Here is a 16,870-nt window from a genome sequence, read left to right on the forward strand (position 1 = left end):
CTTACAGTCAGTTGACCGAATAGATATGGAAAACCCCGCGATACAAAAGAATCGGTCTTATTTGATTCTCTCCAAATACTTCGCCAGGTTTCCCACATGTTGTTTTCCACCTTCGATGGCGCCATACTTTTCGTTCACACGTTCCAGTTCCGCCTTACTTGAAAAAATTTGTTCCATAGTCAGATTGGTTCCATCTCCCACAGATTCAAAAATGATTTTGGACTGAAAGTCTACGTCTTCGTCGCCTTCACCGTCACCAATATGTTTATACGATATAAGATGCGGTTTTTGAATGTCAATAAACTGGATTTTGTTTTTATAATCATGCCCATCCGGACCGTGCATCACAAAATCCCAAATACCACCATTTGAAAAATTTAGGCTGATTGTAGTTAATGTGAACCCATCCGGACCCCACCATTCCGCCAAATGTTCATTAGACGACCAAACTTCAAATAATAGATCCACGGGGACATCAAAGTATCTTTTATAAGTCACTTTGTTGTTTTCAATGATTGTTTCTAAGTTATTTCCTACCATTTGTTCTTTCCTTTTTTAATTTCATTACATACTGATCCAATTTATCGAAACGTTTTGACCACAAATTCTTAACATCCAAAATCCAATCTTCCATTTCCTTCAATCCGGTTTGGTTCAAACTGTAAATTCGCTTCTGTGCATCTTTTTTCATCAAAAGCACATTTGCGTCTTTTAGGACTTTTAGATGTTGGGAAATGGCAGGTGGACTCATTTGGAAATTTTGGCTGATTTCTGTGGAAGTCAGTTCGCCGTTTTCAACCACTAGTCGCACAATGTCCCTTCTGGTATCATCTGCTAATGCAGCAAAAGCATTCATTGAACACATTATTAATCGACTACTTAATTAAGTCAATTCTTAAATAAACAATCAAAGCGAAATCAATCTGTTAAGAATCGTTTTTTAGGGCATTTTCGGAATTGTCTTTTTCAAGAAAACTCGCAAGAGAAATAGGGCATTCCCCTTCCCTTGCGAGCCTTTAGGATTAAATCAGAAACGAAATAAACTGAGCGTTTGGTTTGTGGCTCGATTCAAAGTAGTGACAAGAAGGCGACCATTTGTAGGTTCAATGATCGCATAAGGATAATCACCCGAATTGTTTCCATAAGTTAAAGAGATATCTGTCGCAACACAACCTGTGGCATTTAGATTGCATCGCGTAAGATACGGCCTCATATTTGGCCCGCGACCCACTGCCAAAAGTTTTTGGTTGGGGTAATCAAGAGTTAAGGTCGAATAATATCCTCCGCCTGAAACTCCCCCACTGATATTCAGACTTTCTGGATTGGATCCATCCAAATCAGAACGAAACAGTGTCATGGATCCAGCCGTGATTTCAGGACCAGTCATCAGTAGTTTTTTATTGATTCGATCTATTTGGATTTGCCTATATGAGTTTACGATAGAAGAGCCCGCAGAGATATCCGAAGTTTGGCAACCACTCCCATCTACCTCACAACGAATCAACCGAATCTTATATCGATTTGCCGAATCTTGCATATTGTCCAATCGAACAACAACCAATATTTTATTGTTATACGGGTCCAAAGTGATTTCCGGTTCATAACCAGAGTTATTGCCTAGACCTGAGGAAATATCAGATTGTGTACAATTCAAACCATCTAAATTACAACGAAAGAGACTGGTTTTTCCTTGGGATGTACTGTCATCCAGAGTCACGATGAGTAGTTTTTGGTTCGCATAATCTATGACAGCTGATGCATCCACAGCTGACCGATTTCCCCTTCCCGTTGCTGCAGAAATATCTCTAAACACACAATTGAGTCCACTAAGATCACACTGGAAATATCCCAATTTATCTGAGTAGTTTGGTGCAAAAGGGGAAAGAACTATGATCTTTTGATTCAAAGAATCGAGCAGAATCCGTGGCCTATGACCTTGCATATTTCTCCCGACTCCTAACGAAATATCTCGGTAAATACAACCCGTCCCATCCACATTACATATATAAAGATTGGGTTTTGCTGAATTTGGTAGTCCTGAAAAATTTGCGATGATGATCTTTTCGTTGATTGGATCATAAACAAAAGTTCCAAGTCCTCCCGAATAATCGCCTTGTGCCGCAGAAATATTTGTATGTTGGCCTGTGGCGAGCCCCGGAGCTACGTCATTGGTTTTGAACTTGTATTCAGAAGTAGAAAGGGCACTCTCTCCTCCCGAACCAATTGTCACCAAACGGAAGTAATATGTTGCATTTTGCGAAAGACCTGAAAGGAGTGCATAGAGTTCTCCACTAACTGATTGAGAAGGAGATGTTTTGGAAACCCCAGGAGAGGTTTGATAGTACACTTTGTATCCACTGGCACCAATGACTCGATTCCAATCCATATAAGCAGAGGTTTGGCCACCTGAAACCAAATTTAAAAATGGGGGATCAATCCGAATGGTTACAATAAGATTTCCCACTGTGGTTTTCGGACCTGCGGCACAAACACCCGGATCATCTTTAAATGAAAATTCTAAAACATAATCTCCTAATACATCTGGAGTAAACTGTGCACTCTTTTTGTCCTTATTGGTTATATTAGAATTTTGCAATATAGAAAGAGGTGGAACTGATAGAAATTTCCAATTGTATTGAAAGTTGGTTAGATTTGCACCACAGAAGGAGCTGTCAGGATCAATCGAAGATGACGCATCTAAATTAACAACATTACCCAAAGTGACTGAAAGTGATGATGTTAGGCTAAGGATTGGAGATTGGTTTGCAAAAGGTGTGGTTGCTTGTAAAACTCCGCTCCACTGGCTCCTGTTTCCAGCCGAGTCAAAAGCACGGATACAGAAATAATGAATGGTTCCTGAAGAAAGTCCATTTACAGTAAAACTCATAGCGGATCCAGAAACAACCGGAGAAATATTACTCGGCACAAGAACTGCAGCGGTACAATCATCATCCGTTTGAATCGGAAGGCTCGACCTTCTTCTGATTTCGTAGGCAGATGCCATTCCTAGATTTCCGTTATCGCCAACCGAGGTCCAATCCAAACGCACTTGTTGGTAGGATAAAACATTCGCTGTAGCAGAAACGATTTCGGAAGGAGGAACAAGATCCGAAACTGAATACGTTGTGGCAAAGGCTTGAGCATTCCAATGATTTCTATTTCCAGCACTATCCAAAGCCCGAACACAAAAATGATAAGTGGTTTGTGGTTGGTGGCCATCGATGTCAAAGTATTCTTTTGTCCCTGCATCTTTCGGAATCAATTGGTGAGAGATACCTGTAGCAAGATCACATTGAGTGTTATTCAAAATAGCTGTATTGGATCGACGAACTTCGTAAGCCGCTGCACGCCCAACAGAACCATCGGAACCGGGAGCCGTCCAAGACAAACGAATCCTTGAAGACGAAAGAGCGGTTGGTTCCAAATCGGTAATGTTTGCGGGAGCCAAAGTGTCCGCAATGTGCACAGTTGCCGCTGTCTGTAGATTTTGATAAGTTGCAAATACACCAGCAATACCTGGTGCTGTGGCAATAAAGGAAAACTGACTTAGATTACCAACTGGATTTACACCAAGACCAACTCCAGTGACATGAAAAGGTGTGTTCACAAACTTCTGAACTCCCCCTAATGTTCCTCTGGCGGCAAATTGAATGGTTTCATTCACTTGCATATAAACCTGATTAGGAAATACTTCTAAGGAATCAATGGTCGCAACTGTTCCCGGTGGATAAGGAGTTCCCATTGTTGGATTGTTCGGATTATTTGGATTGTATCCATTATCGAGCTCCCAAACATCATTGAATCCGTCCCCATCTTTATCGGGATCATAATTACTGATATAACTAGGGTTTCCGGAATCGGTTGGGAATAAAAACATTGAAGAAGTGGGCCTTGTAGTTTTTTGCCCATAGGAATCAGTGGCTACAACTTGAATTTGAATTCCCGCCTGTACCATTGCTTCATATGGAATATTCACTTGATACCAATTGGTCGATCCCTCCCTTACCATCGGATAGTAATTGAGACTTCCCCCAGCCGGGCCTACGAGCAGGTTGACTGTCATGGCATCGTTATCTGGTTCCACAACTTCAGCACGGAGTTGATAAGGAACCGATTTGGTATTGGGTTTTAAATAATAATAGGCTCCATAAATTACAGGAGGTAAATTTCCATTAGGAGGAGTTCCCACACCAAAACTGGAAAAACTTTTCGTTTGGATGACTACCCTTTCGCCATCTAACGAAGAGTTTGTGCCAGACCAACCAGCAAGTACACTTCCACCATCTGAACTACCGGCTGAAGTTAGATGAAAACCTTTACTTTTGAGCAATCTTAAATTCATCGATTGGGTTTTGTTTGCATCCAAGGTGATTGTGACTGTGATGTCTTTTTTAAAAACATAAGATGGAGTCACTTCATATATATAACTCGTGGGGATGTATCCTGATTGGAACGGAGTTTGGTTTGCATTGTATCGAGTGATTTGGAAGTCAACGGACTCCTCCATCGCCCCTTGCGGAATTAAAATGGTAAAGAGTTCATCCTGGGATTGAATTCTTGCACCTTGAGAACCAGCAGTTCCACCACCTACGGGGACACCGGAACTGAATGCAGCACCCAGGAAGGTAGCAAGTTGTTGTTTTTCAAAAGCATTTTCTTTGGTATCAAATACAACACCTAAGATACATTGGTTTAGTTGAAACCAAGCCAAAAGTAAAATCAGTCCCTTTTTCATATAATCTTTTCCTTTTCAATTGATCGTTCATTCGCATTTTGCTTTCAAATTTTGAAAATCATAACCCACAGTTCAAGAGAAAAACACTAAAACCAACCAACTACTTTTATACCCAACAACTGTTTGTTGTTTCCACAAAAAAACTAACTATGGTTTTCCTTATACCATTTGGTACATTAAAATCAATCCTTGGTTCGATTACGACTTCTAACAGAACCCGAATCTTTACAAAATGAAACAAAGGAAAATAACCGCCCTCCGAGTGGGTATCCCTCTTCCAATCAAAACGATGTTTTATTTAAAAAACAAAAACCACAACATAACATAGAAAAAGCGAACAAATCAATTCAATGAAATCCTTAAAATCGAAAAACGAAATTTCGATCCACAAAAAAACCACCTAACACAAAATAAACACAATATACCTGAACTGATTTATGTTTTGTTCAATCAACAGAACATTAGAATCAATATGATTCTAATGTGAATCTCCATATTTCTTTTTTATCACACATATGTTTTTTTTATTGCAAATGAATCCCAAACGGATGTCATTCTCTCTCAGTTGCAATCCGCGGAACAATGTTCTTATTAGAAGGTTCATGCAAAATTACAAAATGAGGAAACAAATGACAACATCACTTCCTAGAAATCCTTCCGTTGTGGTGATCGGTGCCGGTATGACTGGTATCCTACTTGCGATCGAATTAGAAAAAGCAGGGGTCACTGACGTTACCATACTCGAGAAAAAAAATGACTTAGGGGGGACATGGCGAGAAAACACCTACCCTGGAGTTGCCTGCGACATTCCGGCTCATATGTACACGTATAGTTTTGAGCCAAACCCGGAATGGAGTCACAGATTTGCTCATGGAGATGAAATCCAAGCTTACTTTAAACGTGTTAGTGATACTTACAAAGTAACTCCCAAAATTCATTTTAATGAAGCGGTAACAGATGCATCATATAACGATGGAAAGTGGACAACAAAAACGAACCAAGGGAAAACCTATGTTTCCGATTTTCTGATTTCAGCTACAGGAATTTTGCACCATCCGGCTCGTCCCAATATCCAAGGTCTCGATTCTTTTCAAGGAAAATGTTTTCATACAGCTGAATGGGATCATTCGGTTGGTTTAGAAGGAAAACGAATTGGAATCATTGGAACAGGTTCGACTGCCGCACAAGTTATCCCGGAGATGATCAAACTAGGAAAAAAAGTTTCTGTATTCCAAAGAACTCCGCAGTGGATTGTTCAGGTTCCTGATACCAATTATTCCGAAAAAGAAAAAATACGTTGGAGAAAGGACAAAGCTGTGTTAAAACGTTTTCACAAGTGGTATACCTTTGCCGTAGAACAAACTTTTTCGAAAGCGGTAATCGGCAAAAAACTCCCACATATGCTCATGAGTTTTCTCTGCAAAAGAAACTTACGAAATTCGATTAAAGACATCAACCTTCGAAACAAACTAACACCGAACTACCGCGTTGGCTGTAAACGAGTGATAGTTAACTCTACCTTTTACAAAGCCATTCAAAAACCCAATGCCGATTTAGTGACAGAAGGAATTGAAAAAATCACAGAAAAAGGTGTTCTTACAAAAGATGGAAAACTTCATGAGTTGGATGTTCTCATCCTAGCTACAGGATTTCATCCATTCAACTTTATGAGACCAATGAACCTAACAGGAAAAAATGGTGTATCTATTGAAACTGTTTGGAAAAAGAAAGTACAAGCCTATCGATCATTATTCATTCCCCACCTTCCCAACTTTATTCTTATGCTTGGCCCAAATACTCCTATCGGAAATTTTTCGGTCATTGCAATGAGTGAGGTCCAAACTAAGTATGTTTTGAAAATCATCCAGGATTGGAGGCGAAAGAAATTTGATGAAATTGAAACCACAGAAGATGCCCTCAAAAAATTTGCGGCTTATTTGAAAGCCGGTATGGGAAATACGGTTTGGCTCGGTGGTTGCCAAAGTTGGTATTTGGATCCAGATGGTGATCCTGCGATGTGGCCTTATACCTGGAGTCGCTGGGAAAAAGAAATGAAAACTCCTGATTACAAGGACTTCGCACTAACAACTTTCTAACTGAAATTTAAAACCAAATACAACAATTTTTGCCGGTATTTATTACAAATACCGGTTTTTTAATTTTTCAGAATATTCGAATTATCGAAAATAATATTTTTAATTTTGTACGCCTCGCAAATGCAATCAAAATGACAATTTGAAACGATACGCGATCCCGCTCTTCGTTCCAATCTTTGCTCACGCAAAGGATTTCCACTCCGATCGGTGGCATAGGAACGTATCTTCAATCCAAAATTTGGATTAAAATATTTGGTTTTTTACTACCATCTAAAACGGAAACTAAAGTTTCTAAAACTTCTTTGGAAACACCTACACAACCGGAGGTTGGTTTGTCTTCATTCCAAACATGAAGAAAGATCATACTTCCAAGTCCAGGAAAAGCTGGTTTAGTATTGTGTTCGATCACAACAAATAATTCATAAATATAGGAATCCCAAAGAGGTATAGCCCCTTTCTCTTGATGTTTGGTCAGTTGGTTGTAACTTCTGGACTTAGGATTGTCATTCCAATGATAGTTTTTTCGAATTTCAGTGTATTCTAAATTTCTAATTTCCTTTTTACCTTTGCCAAGAACCCGTTGAATAGGAAAAATACCTGTAGGAGTGTGTCCATCCCCTTCTCGTTTCTCAAAACTTAACAGAAGTCCATTTCGGCCCAGACGTACGGGTATTTTTTCGAGCACTGCGAGCCATTCCCCGTTATTTAGAGTATAAAAATCTAAACTTCCAGTGGTTTGGCTGGCTCTCGCGGTAACAAAAAGGATCTGTTCTGCATTCTGAAGAGGAGATTCTAGTGATGGATTTTCTTCACTGCTAAGGGACTCTGAGCCCAAAAATGAGAAAAAGCAAAAAAGAACAATGGCAGAATTGGTTTTTTGGCGCAGAAATTGCTTGGATTTTAGGGAGAAACCTAGAGAATGGAAGGAGTTTGTTAGGGATTTCGGAGAGTCGATGGATTTCAAAACTCTGGGACAATTCGACCTGCTCCCCCTGCTGGGCTCGAACCAGCGACCCAATGATTAACAGTCATTTGCTCTACCGACTGAGCTAAAGGGGAATCTCGAATCTGTGACCATGCTACGTAGGAAGGTCTCTAGGTCAACGAAAAAAAATATTAAGAGCCAACAGAAATTTTGAAAAAATTCTAAAAATTCAGGGGACCTAGGCTGAAAAAATGGATGTTTCCAACTAAAGACACCTTCATTGTGACATAATCCTCTCCGCTCCTGGTAGGGGAAAAAAATAGAAATTGTATATGTTGTTGTAGATGGGGTCTGCATGAAAATTGAGAGGCATTTTACCAAAGGGAATAAGGGTCTTTACCCGAATTTAACTTGGGTCCGTAAGGATTCTAAAATTACGAATACTGACGGGTCAGTTGTATTTGAGGCTAACGGAGTGGAAGTTCCGGATTTTTGGTCACAGGTAGCAACGGATATCCTCGCGCAGAAATACTTTCGCCGAAAGGGAGTTCCCAAATATTTAAAGAAAGTGGCGGAAAAAGGAATTCCTGAATGGTTACAACGTTCGGTTCCTGATGATGAAAAACTTTCCGCTCTCAATCCTGAAGACAGATTTGTGGGAGAATCAGATTCCAAACAAGTATTCCAACGCCTTGCGGGATGTTGGACCTATTGGGGTTATAAATACGGATATTTTACTGATGAAGACAGTGCCCGTGTTTTCTATGAAGAAGTTATTTTTATGCTCGCAAGCCAAATGGCTGCACCCAATTCCCCACAGTGGTTCAATACAGGACTCCACTGGGCCTATGGAATTGATGGAAAATCACAGGGACATTACTATGTAGATCCTAAGTCTGGGAAACTTGTAAGATCAGCCTCTTCTTACGAACACCCACAACCCCATGCTTGTTTCATCCAATCTGTGGATGATGACTTAGTCAATGAAGGGGGGATCATGGACCTTTGGGTTCGTGAAGCTCGTCTTTTCAAATACGGTTCAGGAACAGGAACAAACTTTTCTAACCTACGTGCTGCCAATGAATCTCTTTCTGGTGGTGGAAAAAGTTCTGGGCTCATGTCCTTCCTTAAAATTGGAGATAGAGCCGCAGGAGCTATCAAATCAGGAGGAACCACTCGTCGTGCAGCGAAGATGGTTTGTCTTGATATGGATCATCCAGACATCGAAGAGTTCATTGATTGGAAAGTGCAAGAAGAGAAAAAAGTGGCTTCCCTTGTTACAGGATCCATTCTCAACAACCGCCTTCTCAATGATATTATGAGTGCTTGCGCCTCCGCCAAACAAACACTTGGTGAAGAAGCATACGACCCGGCTGCCAATTTAGATCTTAAAAAAGCGATCCAAAAAGCAAGAAAAGCATTTGTTCCAGACAACTACATCAAACGAGTCATTGACCTTTCCAAACAAGGTTACAAAGACCTACTCTTTGAAGAGTTAACCACCGACTGGCAATCAGAAGCTTACAACACAGTTTCAGGACAAAATTCCAATAACTCCGTTCGAATCACAAACGAGTTTATGGAAGCTGTGGAAAAAGATCTCCCTTTCCATCTTTACAATAGAACCGAAAGAGAAAAAGCAAAGGCACAAAACAGGGAAGCAAAACCTGCAAAAACACTTCGGGCTCGTGATCTTTGGGAAAGAATTGCGAATGCAGCATGGAACTCTGCAGACCCAGGAACACAATACCATAGCACCATTAACGAATGGCATACTTGTCCAGAAGACGGTGCCATCAATGCATCGAACCCATGTTCAGAGTATATGTTCCTCGACAATACTGCGTGTAACTTGGCTTCCGCAAACCTTGTTAAATTCTTAAAAGAAGACGGAACTTTTGATGTAGAAGGATACCGCTACTTAAATAAAGTTTGGACCATCATTTTAGAAGTATCTGTCCTTATGGCACAGTTCCCTTCCAAAGAAATTGCAGAACTATCTTACAAGTTTAGAACTCTCGGACTCGGATACGCAAACCTTGGTTCTCTTCTTATGGTCATGGGAATTCCTTATGATTCACAAGAAGCAATGGCTGTGACTGGCGCGATTTCTTCCATCATGCATATGACTTCTTATGCGACCTCAGCAGAGATGGCAAAAGAACTCGGACCATTTGCCGGATACGAAAAAAACAAAGACCATATGCTTCGTGTCATTCGTAACCATAGACGTGCAGCTTATAACGCACCGAAAGAAGAATACGAAGGTCTTACTATCACTCCAGTAGGAATCAATCCGTCTTTTCTTCCTTCCTACCTTTTGGAAGCAGCAAAAGAAGATTCTGATAGAGCATTAGAACTTGGTGAATTGTATGGGTACCGTAACGCACAGGTGACTGTGATTGCACCAACAGGAACCATTGGTCTAGTGATGGACTGCGATACAACAGGAATTGAACCAGACTTTGCTCTAGTGAAATACAAAAAATTAGCTGGTGGTGGATATTTCAAAATCATCAACCAATCAGTACCAGTAGCACTTAAAAAACTTGGTTATAGCCAAGCAGAACAAGATGCCATTGTAAACTACTGTAAAGGCCATGCTACTTTTAACGGAGCACCAGGTGTAAACACTGCTCGTTTGAAAGAAAAAGGTTTTACAGAAGATGTATTGGAAAAACTCGAAAAACAACTTCCATTTGTTTTTGATATCCAATTTGCATTTAACAAATTCACATTAGGTGAAGATTTCCTTTCTAAAACATTGGGAATTGATCCGGCAGTTTACAACTCAATGGGTTTTAACCTTTTAGAAACATTGGGGTTTTCTGCGGATGAAATTTCACAATCGAACGATTATGTTTGTGGAACGATGACAATCGAAAACGCTCCTTTTATCAAAGAGAAGGATCTCGCCGTTTTTGATTGTGCAAACAAATGTGGAAAATACGGAAAACGTTTCTTATCTTATCAATCACATATCCGAATTATGGCTGCGGCACAACCATTCATTTCGGGTGCGATCTCTAAAACGATCAACCTTCCCGAGGAGGCAACCATCGAGGATGTTAAAAATGCATACCTCATGTCTTGGAAAGTAATGATCAAAGCAAACGCTCTTTACCGTGATGGCTCTAAACTTTCACAACCACTTAACTCCGTATTCCAGTTGTTAAGCGCTGTGGGTGAAGAAGAGGAAGAACTACAAACTTCTTCTGCTCCTAAAACGGTAACAGAAGTAGCGGAAAAACTTGTTTATAAATACATTGCGGAAAGAAGAAAACTTCCACACCGCCGTGCAGGTTATACACAAAAAGCAATGGTTGGTGGTCACAAAGTATACCTTCGTACTGGAGAATACGAAGACGGCCAACTAGGTGAAATCTTTATCGATATGCATAAAGAAGGAGCCGCTTTCCGTTCTCTTATGAACGCTTTTGCGATCGCAGTTTCTCTTGGTTTACAACATGGAGTTCCATTAGAAGAATTTGTAGAAGCATTCACTTTCTTCAAATTTGAACCAAACGGTATGGTTTCTGGCAACCCTCACATTAAGATGTCAACTTCTGTGATCGATTACATCTTTAGAGAACTTGCCATCACCTACCTGGGAAGATACGACTTGGCACAAGTATCTCCCGAAGATCTAAGAACTGATGAAGTAGGCAGAAAGGCAGAACCGGCGAAGGATCTAGTGGGAAAGCAGGAAAGTAGCGGACTACGTGTTCCGCTACAAGTGGCTCCCATTTCAATGAAGTCTGTATTGGAAGAAAAACCAGAAGCAGTTGCAATCGCTTCTGGGACACCGCCAACTGCAGCACAATCGGCGGCAGCAACTCTGAAAATCATTGCAGAAGCAAGAACCAAAGGATATACAGGGGATTCCTGTACAGAATGCGGTTCCTTTCAGATGGTTCGAAATGGGGCTTGTCTCAAGTGTATCTCTTGTGGGTCCACAACTGGTTGTTCTTAAAAAAACGAACCAACATTTCTAAACTCTGATTGTACAATCAGGGTTCAGTGTTTACGAAAAAAAGATCTCTTGGAATCTTCCTTGAGATCTTTTTTTTATCTCTTCTATCAACTACAGCTAACATTGAATGAAAGATACCTGAGGAATCTAACCCGGTGGTAAGAGAGATAAATTTTGAATCATCTCGCGCGATTTTTAGCTAAATGCAACCGTGGAGATGTCAGGAAAAATCTAGAAAGATTTAAAGAAAAGAAACTAATCCCTTAGTTGTGAAAGTATCACAAAGACAGTTTTGCCAAATATAATCATTTTGATCCAACGAAGTTATACTTAAGGAACTGGGGCCGGTTCGATAGAAGTATCTTCTGCTTTGGGAGCACCGCCACCTAACTGATTTAAGTTGGGCAGGTCGACCTTGGGTGCAGAAAAAGTACCACGAATCGGGATACAGGTTTTTCCACCTTCTTGAGGAAGAAGTGCTACCATTCCAACTAGGTCCTGGCGTTCCTGAGCAAATTTTTCCGTAAGAGTAAAACAAACCTTAAGATCCAATTGTGAATATGAGAAATTATCCGATAAACGGACTACACCTTGAAACTGAAATTTAGCAAGCGAAGATTCCAAACTTCCTCGTTCGATTAGCAATTTACCGGAACGAATTTTAAACAGTACATTCGCCTTACGGATATCAGTTCCTTTCAAACTTCCTAAAAAAGGGATCTCTGCAGATTCTTTAATTTTTCCACCGGATAAGTCGATTTCCCCTTCTCCGTTCCATTTGGTAATTTTATCATCAAGTGGAGAAAGACGGAGAGGGATGTCTAATGTTTGCACACTCATTGCCCATTCACTCCCTTCAAAATTAAAATACCCAATATTCGCATCACCGTCCAATCTCGACTGCATTAAGCCGAGAAGCGAAATTCCCAAACTAACTTCTTCTGCTTTGATCGAAGTTCCAGAAGGAAAACTGGCAATAAAACTATCAAAAGACTTTCTTCCAAACATAGGGAAATGGATTTCTTTGGCATCCATAAAGATACCGGTTTCTTTTCCGGTTTTGATCAGGATAGAACGAACAATCTCATTCAATGGGAAAATAAAAAGAGTAAATACTAAAAAAGAAACAACCGCAATGGTTACTAATGTAACAATCTGTTTACGATTTACTTTGGAATGTTCTTCATCCCCATCCTCATCAAATAAATCACCATCGTCCTCCAAAAGACTTTCTTGGATTTCTTGGTCTTCATCGGTTAGGAAATCTTCTTCCAATTCATTTTCTTTTGGCATATTATTTCCCTTTGGACAAACGACTATAAGATGAAACTTTTAAATTTACATCATAAATTTCTTTTTCAGCAAACGGCTTACGAAAACTAAGTAAATCTACTTTGGCTTGAATTTGTTTGTTCTTTTCTATATCATAAACAAGTTTGATGATATCTTGTAAAAGTACAGACCGAAAGGATACATCAATGGTAATTTTATTATAGTCCTTTTGAATGACATTACTTGTATCCTTCATGGTTTGGACTTTGTCTTTGAGATTGTAACGAACCAAAATTTGATCCAGTTTCGAATACATCACACTCACATCTTCTTCACTTCCACCAGATTGTAATCCACGTAGATAATTGTATTCCCGGATCACTCGGTCAAGTTCCGTAGCTTGCGATCTGGTTTCAAAAATTTCTTCTGTAAGACTATTTCTTAAATCAGAAAATAAAGTGATGATGGTATAAATTCCAAGTAGGGCTACAAAACTAATGAGCCCAGTGACTAAAACTCGTTCTCTATCATTTAAGCGATCAAACATTATGGTTCATCCTTAGGAGTCACAACATCCATTTTGATTTTAAAACTGACTTTGAATTTGTTTACGCCAGTGATTAGTCTTTTGTTTTGAATTTGTATATTGGTAAATTTTTCAGATTTTTCTAAAGCTGACTGAATAGTTCCAATTTCTCCAAATTCATTCACTCGACCATAAATTTGGATTTCCTTTTCTTCGAAATTAAACTGATCCAAAATAAAAGGCAAAACTTCAGGGGAAGGAAATTGTTCAGTGGCTTCATTCAAAACGTCTAAAACACTTTCTTGTGAAAGAAAAAGGCGATAGATTTCCGTTTTTTTTCGTTCTGCTTTTAACTTTTTATTAGCTTCTGCAAGTGGATCTTCTTCTTCCCCGAGCTCCCCGCCAATTCCATTTTTATATTTCTCAAGTAACACTTGTTTGTTAGCAGCAATTTTACGTTTATCTAAAATAATACCTATTAAAAATACTCCAAAGAGGAGCACCAATGATATACTGACAAGGATTAGATGAGGCTTAAAAGCAGATAACTTAAAACGATTCGTGTGAATTCTTTTTGCAAATCCAGTTTCTAGAAAATTAACTCGATTACGAGATTCAAAATGAGTACCAGTAGCTACTGCCGTAACAAAACTAGGATCATTAATTCCTAAAAATTCATATCTCCCTGTTTTGATCCCTAACTTTTCTTCCAAATAGGATGTGAGGCCTGGATATAAACTAGCCCCGCCGGACAAAAGGATGAGGTTTGGTCTTTCTGTTTCAGGAAGAGAGAAAATACTATTTTCTACTTCGTGAATGAGTTGGTCCAGTTTTGCCAAAATGAATTTACGAAGAGTTTTCCACTGAGTCGCAGTGATATGGAATTTTGAAAGAAAATTCGTTTCTTCTGATTTTTCCATAGTATCAAAAAGGAAACCAACGGGGAGAGATTCCTTAAGAACTCGTGCATCTTCTAATTCAATTTTGAGTAAGTTTGCAATCTCCAAACTAACATCTTCTCCACCAATATAAATTTGGCGTGTATGTCGGAGTTTTCCTTCAAAGAGAACATTTAGAATTGTATACTTACCACCTAAATCTAGTTGTAAGATGGTCTGTTCTGTGATTAGGAGTGGATAGTTTTTGGTCACTAAAGAAGAAAGGGCAAAAGAATCCAAAGACAAACAAGATAAGGAAAGATCTCCTTTTGCAAATGGTTTTAAGGCCCGAAGTAATTCCGAATGGTGGACATTGAAAGAGATGACTTCCGAATTTTCTTTATTGGATCTCCAAGTTTTACCAATGACTTCAAGTTCCTCCATGGGATAGGGAACTAAATTTTCTACCTCAAAAGGTAATACTTCTTGGATGGCTTTTTCAGAAACCAAAGGAACTGTTAAATCTCGAACAAAAAGATTGTGGATTCCTAAATTGAGAAGGAACCGATTTTCTTCTGGAAAAAAACTTTGAATGAAACGGATGATATTGTATTCGAAGGGATCTCCTTCAGATTCGTCGAGTTCGACAACCGGAAGGCTTTCCGTCCGTAGGATTACGACTTTGCCGAGTACCTTTTTAAAAAGGACTCCTTTTAGAAATGTCGAACCATAATCGATAGCTAGGTATTGGTCAAATGATAACATAATTAATCTTCAGTATAGTATAACATTTGGTTGTTGGTAAGGTCAAATAGACCAGATACCTTACGAACCACTTTATCCTTTATAATCCCAACCCCTGTGATTTTATAAACTTCGCCTTTGGTTTTAATTCGCCCACCAGAGACATCCGTCCCCTCTCCCGCCAGTTCCTTATACAGAGTGAGATCCCCTGTGGTTTTGACTTGAAATTCTGGCTCCGTCTCCAGATCTTTCAATTCTTTAATATAGCCTCCTTTCTGCAACTTGAGTTTCAAAATTTTCATGGCGGCTTGTTTGGTCATAAAGTCGGAAAGAGAAATGAGGACAAAATAAGGTGCCGTATTGATATTGATCCGGTCATCATAAGAATCACCCGCAGGTAAATAGGCAGTAATATTATTCGAGAGCACATAATCTTTATCGGAACGAAGGGCCCTTTCCTCCTCTGTCATAAAGTCCTTAGAGTTATTTTTGTCATAGTCTCTCGGTTTTAAACTTTCATAAACCACGGACCGATCAAATCCTTTGACACTTAGGAGTTCCGAAAGGGAATAAAATGGTGCATTTTTGATCTTTCTTGGGGGAGTGAGCCGGTTGTAGTAATACTGCTCCGCACCACCGCCGGTCTCCTGATGGTTCTCATCAACCCAATCTAAAATCGGGAAAATCATTTCTCTTTTTAATCCAAATTGATAGAAGAGACGAGTTACCATTTCAATCGTTCTTTGATTGGGTTGGTCGTCATAAATTTTCACAAGAGAGTTGATATTGATTTTTCCATCTTCTGGACTCATGGTGTAATAAATGACTCCTCCCCCGAGTGGAATCGGAGGTGGATCCATGGCAAGACCCGACTGGTACAATACTTCTTCGGGAATTTTTTTCAAAGCTCCCACTGCACCCATAAACCCGGCCTTTGCAAGCATATGGGCCCGAAATCCGTCTGCCTGCGAACGAGCCACTCGGTATTCAGTGGCGGCATCTTCAAAAAATTTAGATGCCGTAAACATAGAGGCAGTTCCTATCGCCATCACCAGGAGATAGACCATAAACCCCTTTTTTACATTTTTATTTGTAGAGGATAACCGGATGCGCAAGCGATTCATATTTAACAAAGGCATTCCCCACTAGTGATATAATTTCAAACCGAATCAGTCTTGGAATTTTTTTGGTGGTACGGGAATTCCAATCATCAACCCATTTGTCTCCGCGTTCCGAAAATTTCATTTGGAAACTTTTTACGTTTTCGAGTAATACATGTTCGACGCCACCTTGAGTTGGGAAGGTGTCAATCATTTCATCTTCCCGACGAATCAGATAGGACAAACCATCCATTTTAGGGTTTGGCATCTTTCTCAAAAAAAAAGAAACTTCTCTTACGGAAGCTTGTCCTTCCTCTTCAGAATTTGGATTGGCAGTAGCAAAAACAACGCGGTCGTTTCTTGCCCCAGTCACACCTTCTTGTTTACCAACAAACAAAATTCTTTTTTGGTTATCTATAAAATAAGTACGAGCAAGAGTCCCTCGTATGTTTTCCATCGCATAAAGAATATCTTTTCGATTTGCACCTTTGTTCGAGGCGCCTTTTTTCGAAATTTTATTCGCTGTATAAAATACAGAAAAAATTCCAGTAAAGATTACAGCCATAATCATCACAACGATGGAGATCTCCACCAGAGTAAAACCACGTCTGTATCTCACCT

The 16,870-nt window shown here is 39.6% G+C and carries 11 protein-coding genes and 1 tRNA gene; 2 read left to right on the forward strand and 10 right to left on the reverse strand.

Features of this window, described 5'->3' with window-relative positions; translation table 11 throughout:
• Window positions 1-57 precede the first annotated feature (57 nt).
• The 3 genes from EHQ49_RS14345 to EHQ49_RS14355 form a co-directional block, all read right to left on the reverse strand.
• A complete protein-coding gene (locus EHQ49_RS14345) occupies window positions 58-540 on the reverse strand; it encodes an SRPBCC family protein (RefSeq protein ID WP_135580347.1) in 483 nt (160 codons plus the stop codon).
• Window positions 527-856: an ArsR/SmtB family transcription factor gene (locus tag EHQ49_RS14350; protein ID WP_135580751.1), complete on the reverse strand. Its 330-nt coding sequence runs from the start codon at window positions 854-856 to the stop codon at window positions 527-529. The genes EHQ49_RS14345 and EHQ49_RS14350 overlap by 14 nt, the downstream gene beginning before the upstream one ends.
• 171 nt (window positions 857-1,027) lie before the next feature.
• Window positions 1,028-4,735, reverse strand: coding sequence for a fibronectin type III domain-containing protein (locus EHQ49_RS14355; RefSeq protein ID WP_135580348.1), 3,708 nt, complete (start codon window positions 4,733-4,735; stop codon window positions 1,028-1,030).
• A 629-nt stretch (window positions 4,736-5,364) separates the two neighbouring features.
• Here EHQ49_RS14355 and EHQ49_RS14360 point away from each other — a divergent pair.
• Window positions 5,365-6,831 carry a flavin-containing monooxygenase gene (locus EHQ49_RS14360; RefSeq protein ID WP_135580349.1) on the forward strand — a complete coding sequence of 489 codons (1,467 nt, stop codon included), beginning with the start codon at window positions 5,365-5,367 and terminating at the stop codon, window positions 6,829-6,831.
• Window positions 6,832-7,057: 226 nt separating this feature from the next.
• Here EHQ49_RS14360 and EHQ49_RS14365 read toward each other — a convergent pair whose 3' ends face one another.
• Window positions 7,058-7,666, reverse strand: coding sequence for a L,D-transpeptidase family protein (locus EHQ49_RS14365; protein ID WP_244241495.1), 609 nt, complete (start codon window positions 7,664-7,666; stop codon window positions 7,058-7,060).
• A gap of 151 nt (window positions 7,667-7,817) precedes the next feature.
• A tRNA-Asn gene (locus EHQ49_RS14370) sits at window positions 7,818-7,890 on the reverse strand.
• A gap of 221 nt (window positions 7,891-8,111) precedes the next feature.
• Here EHQ49_RS14370 and EHQ49_RS14375 point away from each other — a divergent pair.
• Window positions 8,112-11,729, forward strand: a complete 3,618-nt coding sequence (locus EHQ49_RS14375) for a vitamin B12-dependent ribonucleotide reductase (RefSeq protein WP_135580351.1) — start codon at window positions 8,112-8,114, stop codon at window positions 11,727-11,729.
• A 330-nt stretch (window positions 11,730-12,059) separates the two neighbouring features.
• On the opposite strand, the gene gspN is transcribed toward EHQ49_RS14375, so the two are convergent.
• Genes gspN through EHQ49_RS14400 form a run of 5 tightly spaced genes read right to left on the reverse strand, consistent with a single transcriptional unit; the run spans window position 12,060 to window position 16,868 of the window.
• Window positions 12,060-13,022, reverse strand: a complete 963-nt coding sequence (gene gspN / locus EHQ49_RS14380) for a type II secretion system protein GspN (RefSeq protein WP_135580352.1) — start codon at window positions 13,020-13,022, stop codon at window positions 12,060-12,062.
• A gap of 1 nt (window position 13,023) precedes the next feature.
• The gene (locus tag EHQ49_RS14385) at window positions 13,024-13,548 is read right to left on the reverse strand and encodes a hypothetical protein (RefSeq protein WP_100720138.1); all 525 of its coding nucleotides are present in this window, start codon (window positions 13,546-13,548) and stop codon (window positions 13,024-13,026) included.
• Window positions 13,548-15,170: a cell division protein FtsA gene (gene pilM, locus EHQ49_RS14390; RefSeq protein ID WP_135580353.1), complete on the reverse strand. Its 1,623-nt coding sequence runs from the start codon at window positions 15,168-15,170 to the stop codon at window positions 13,548-13,550. The genes EHQ49_RS14385 and pilM overlap by 1 nt, the downstream gene beginning before the upstream one ends.
• A gap of 2 nt (window positions 15,171-15,172) precedes the next feature.
• Window positions 15,173-16,216, reverse strand: coding sequence for a type II secretion system minor pseudopilin (locus EHQ49_RS14395; RefSeq protein WP_135580354.1), 1,044 nt, complete (start codon window positions 16,214-16,216; stop codon window positions 15,173-15,175).
• Between the two features lie 19 nt (window positions 16,217-16,235).
• Entirely contained in the window at window positions 16,236-16,868 is a 633-nt protein-coding gene (locus EHQ49_RS14400) for a type II secretion system protein GspJ (RefSeq protein WP_425269869.1), read from the reverse strand.
• Window positions 16,869-16,870: the final 2 nt, after the last annotated feature.

Source organism: Leptospira perdikensis (assembly GCF_004769575.1).
In the GTDB taxonomy this organism is placed as follows: Bacteria; Spirochaetota; Leptospiria; order Leptospirales; family Leptospiraceae; genus Leptospira_A; species Leptospira_A perdikensis.

What these genes read in the sequence shown, in the direction of transcription:
- pilM (WP_135580353.1), bottom strand. Translation starts at nt 15,170, where the DNA reads ATGTTATCATTTGACCAATACCTAGCTATCGATTATGGTTCGACATTT.
- EHQ49_RS14385 (WP_100720138.1), bottom strand. Translation starts at nt 13,548, where the DNA reads ATGTTTGATCGCTTAAATGATAGAGAACGAGTTTTAGTCACTGGGCTC.
- EHQ49_RS14345 (WP_135580347.1), bottom strand. Translation starts at nt 540, where the DNA reads ATGGTAGGAAATAACTTAGAAACAATCATTGAAAACAACAAAGTGACT.
- gspN (WP_135580352.1), bottom strand. Translation starts at nt 13,022, where the DNA reads ATGCCAAAAGAAAATGAATTGGAAGAAGATTTCCTAACCGATGAAGAC.
- EHQ49_RS14395 (WP_135580354.1), bottom strand. Translation starts at nt 16,216, where the DNA reads ATGGTCTATCTCCTGGTGATGGCGATAGGAACTGCCTCTATGTTTACG.
- EHQ49_RS14355 (WP_135580348.1), bottom strand. Translation starts at nt 4,735, where the DNA reads ATGAAAAAGGGACTGATTTTACTTTTGGCTTGGTTTCAACTAAACCAA.
- EHQ49_RS14350 (WP_135580751.1), bottom strand. Translation starts at nt 856, where the DNA reads ATGAATGCTTTTGCTGCATTAGCAGATGATACCAGAAGGGACATTGTG.
- EHQ49_RS14375 (WP_135580351.1), top strand. Translation starts at nt 8,112, where the DNA reads ATGAAAATTGAGAGGCATTTTACCAAAGGGAATAAGGGTCTTTACCCG.
- EHQ49_RS14360 (WP_135580349.1), top strand. Translation starts at nt 5,365, where the DNA reads ATGACAACATCACTTCCTAGAAATCCTTCCGTTGTGGTGATCGGTGCC.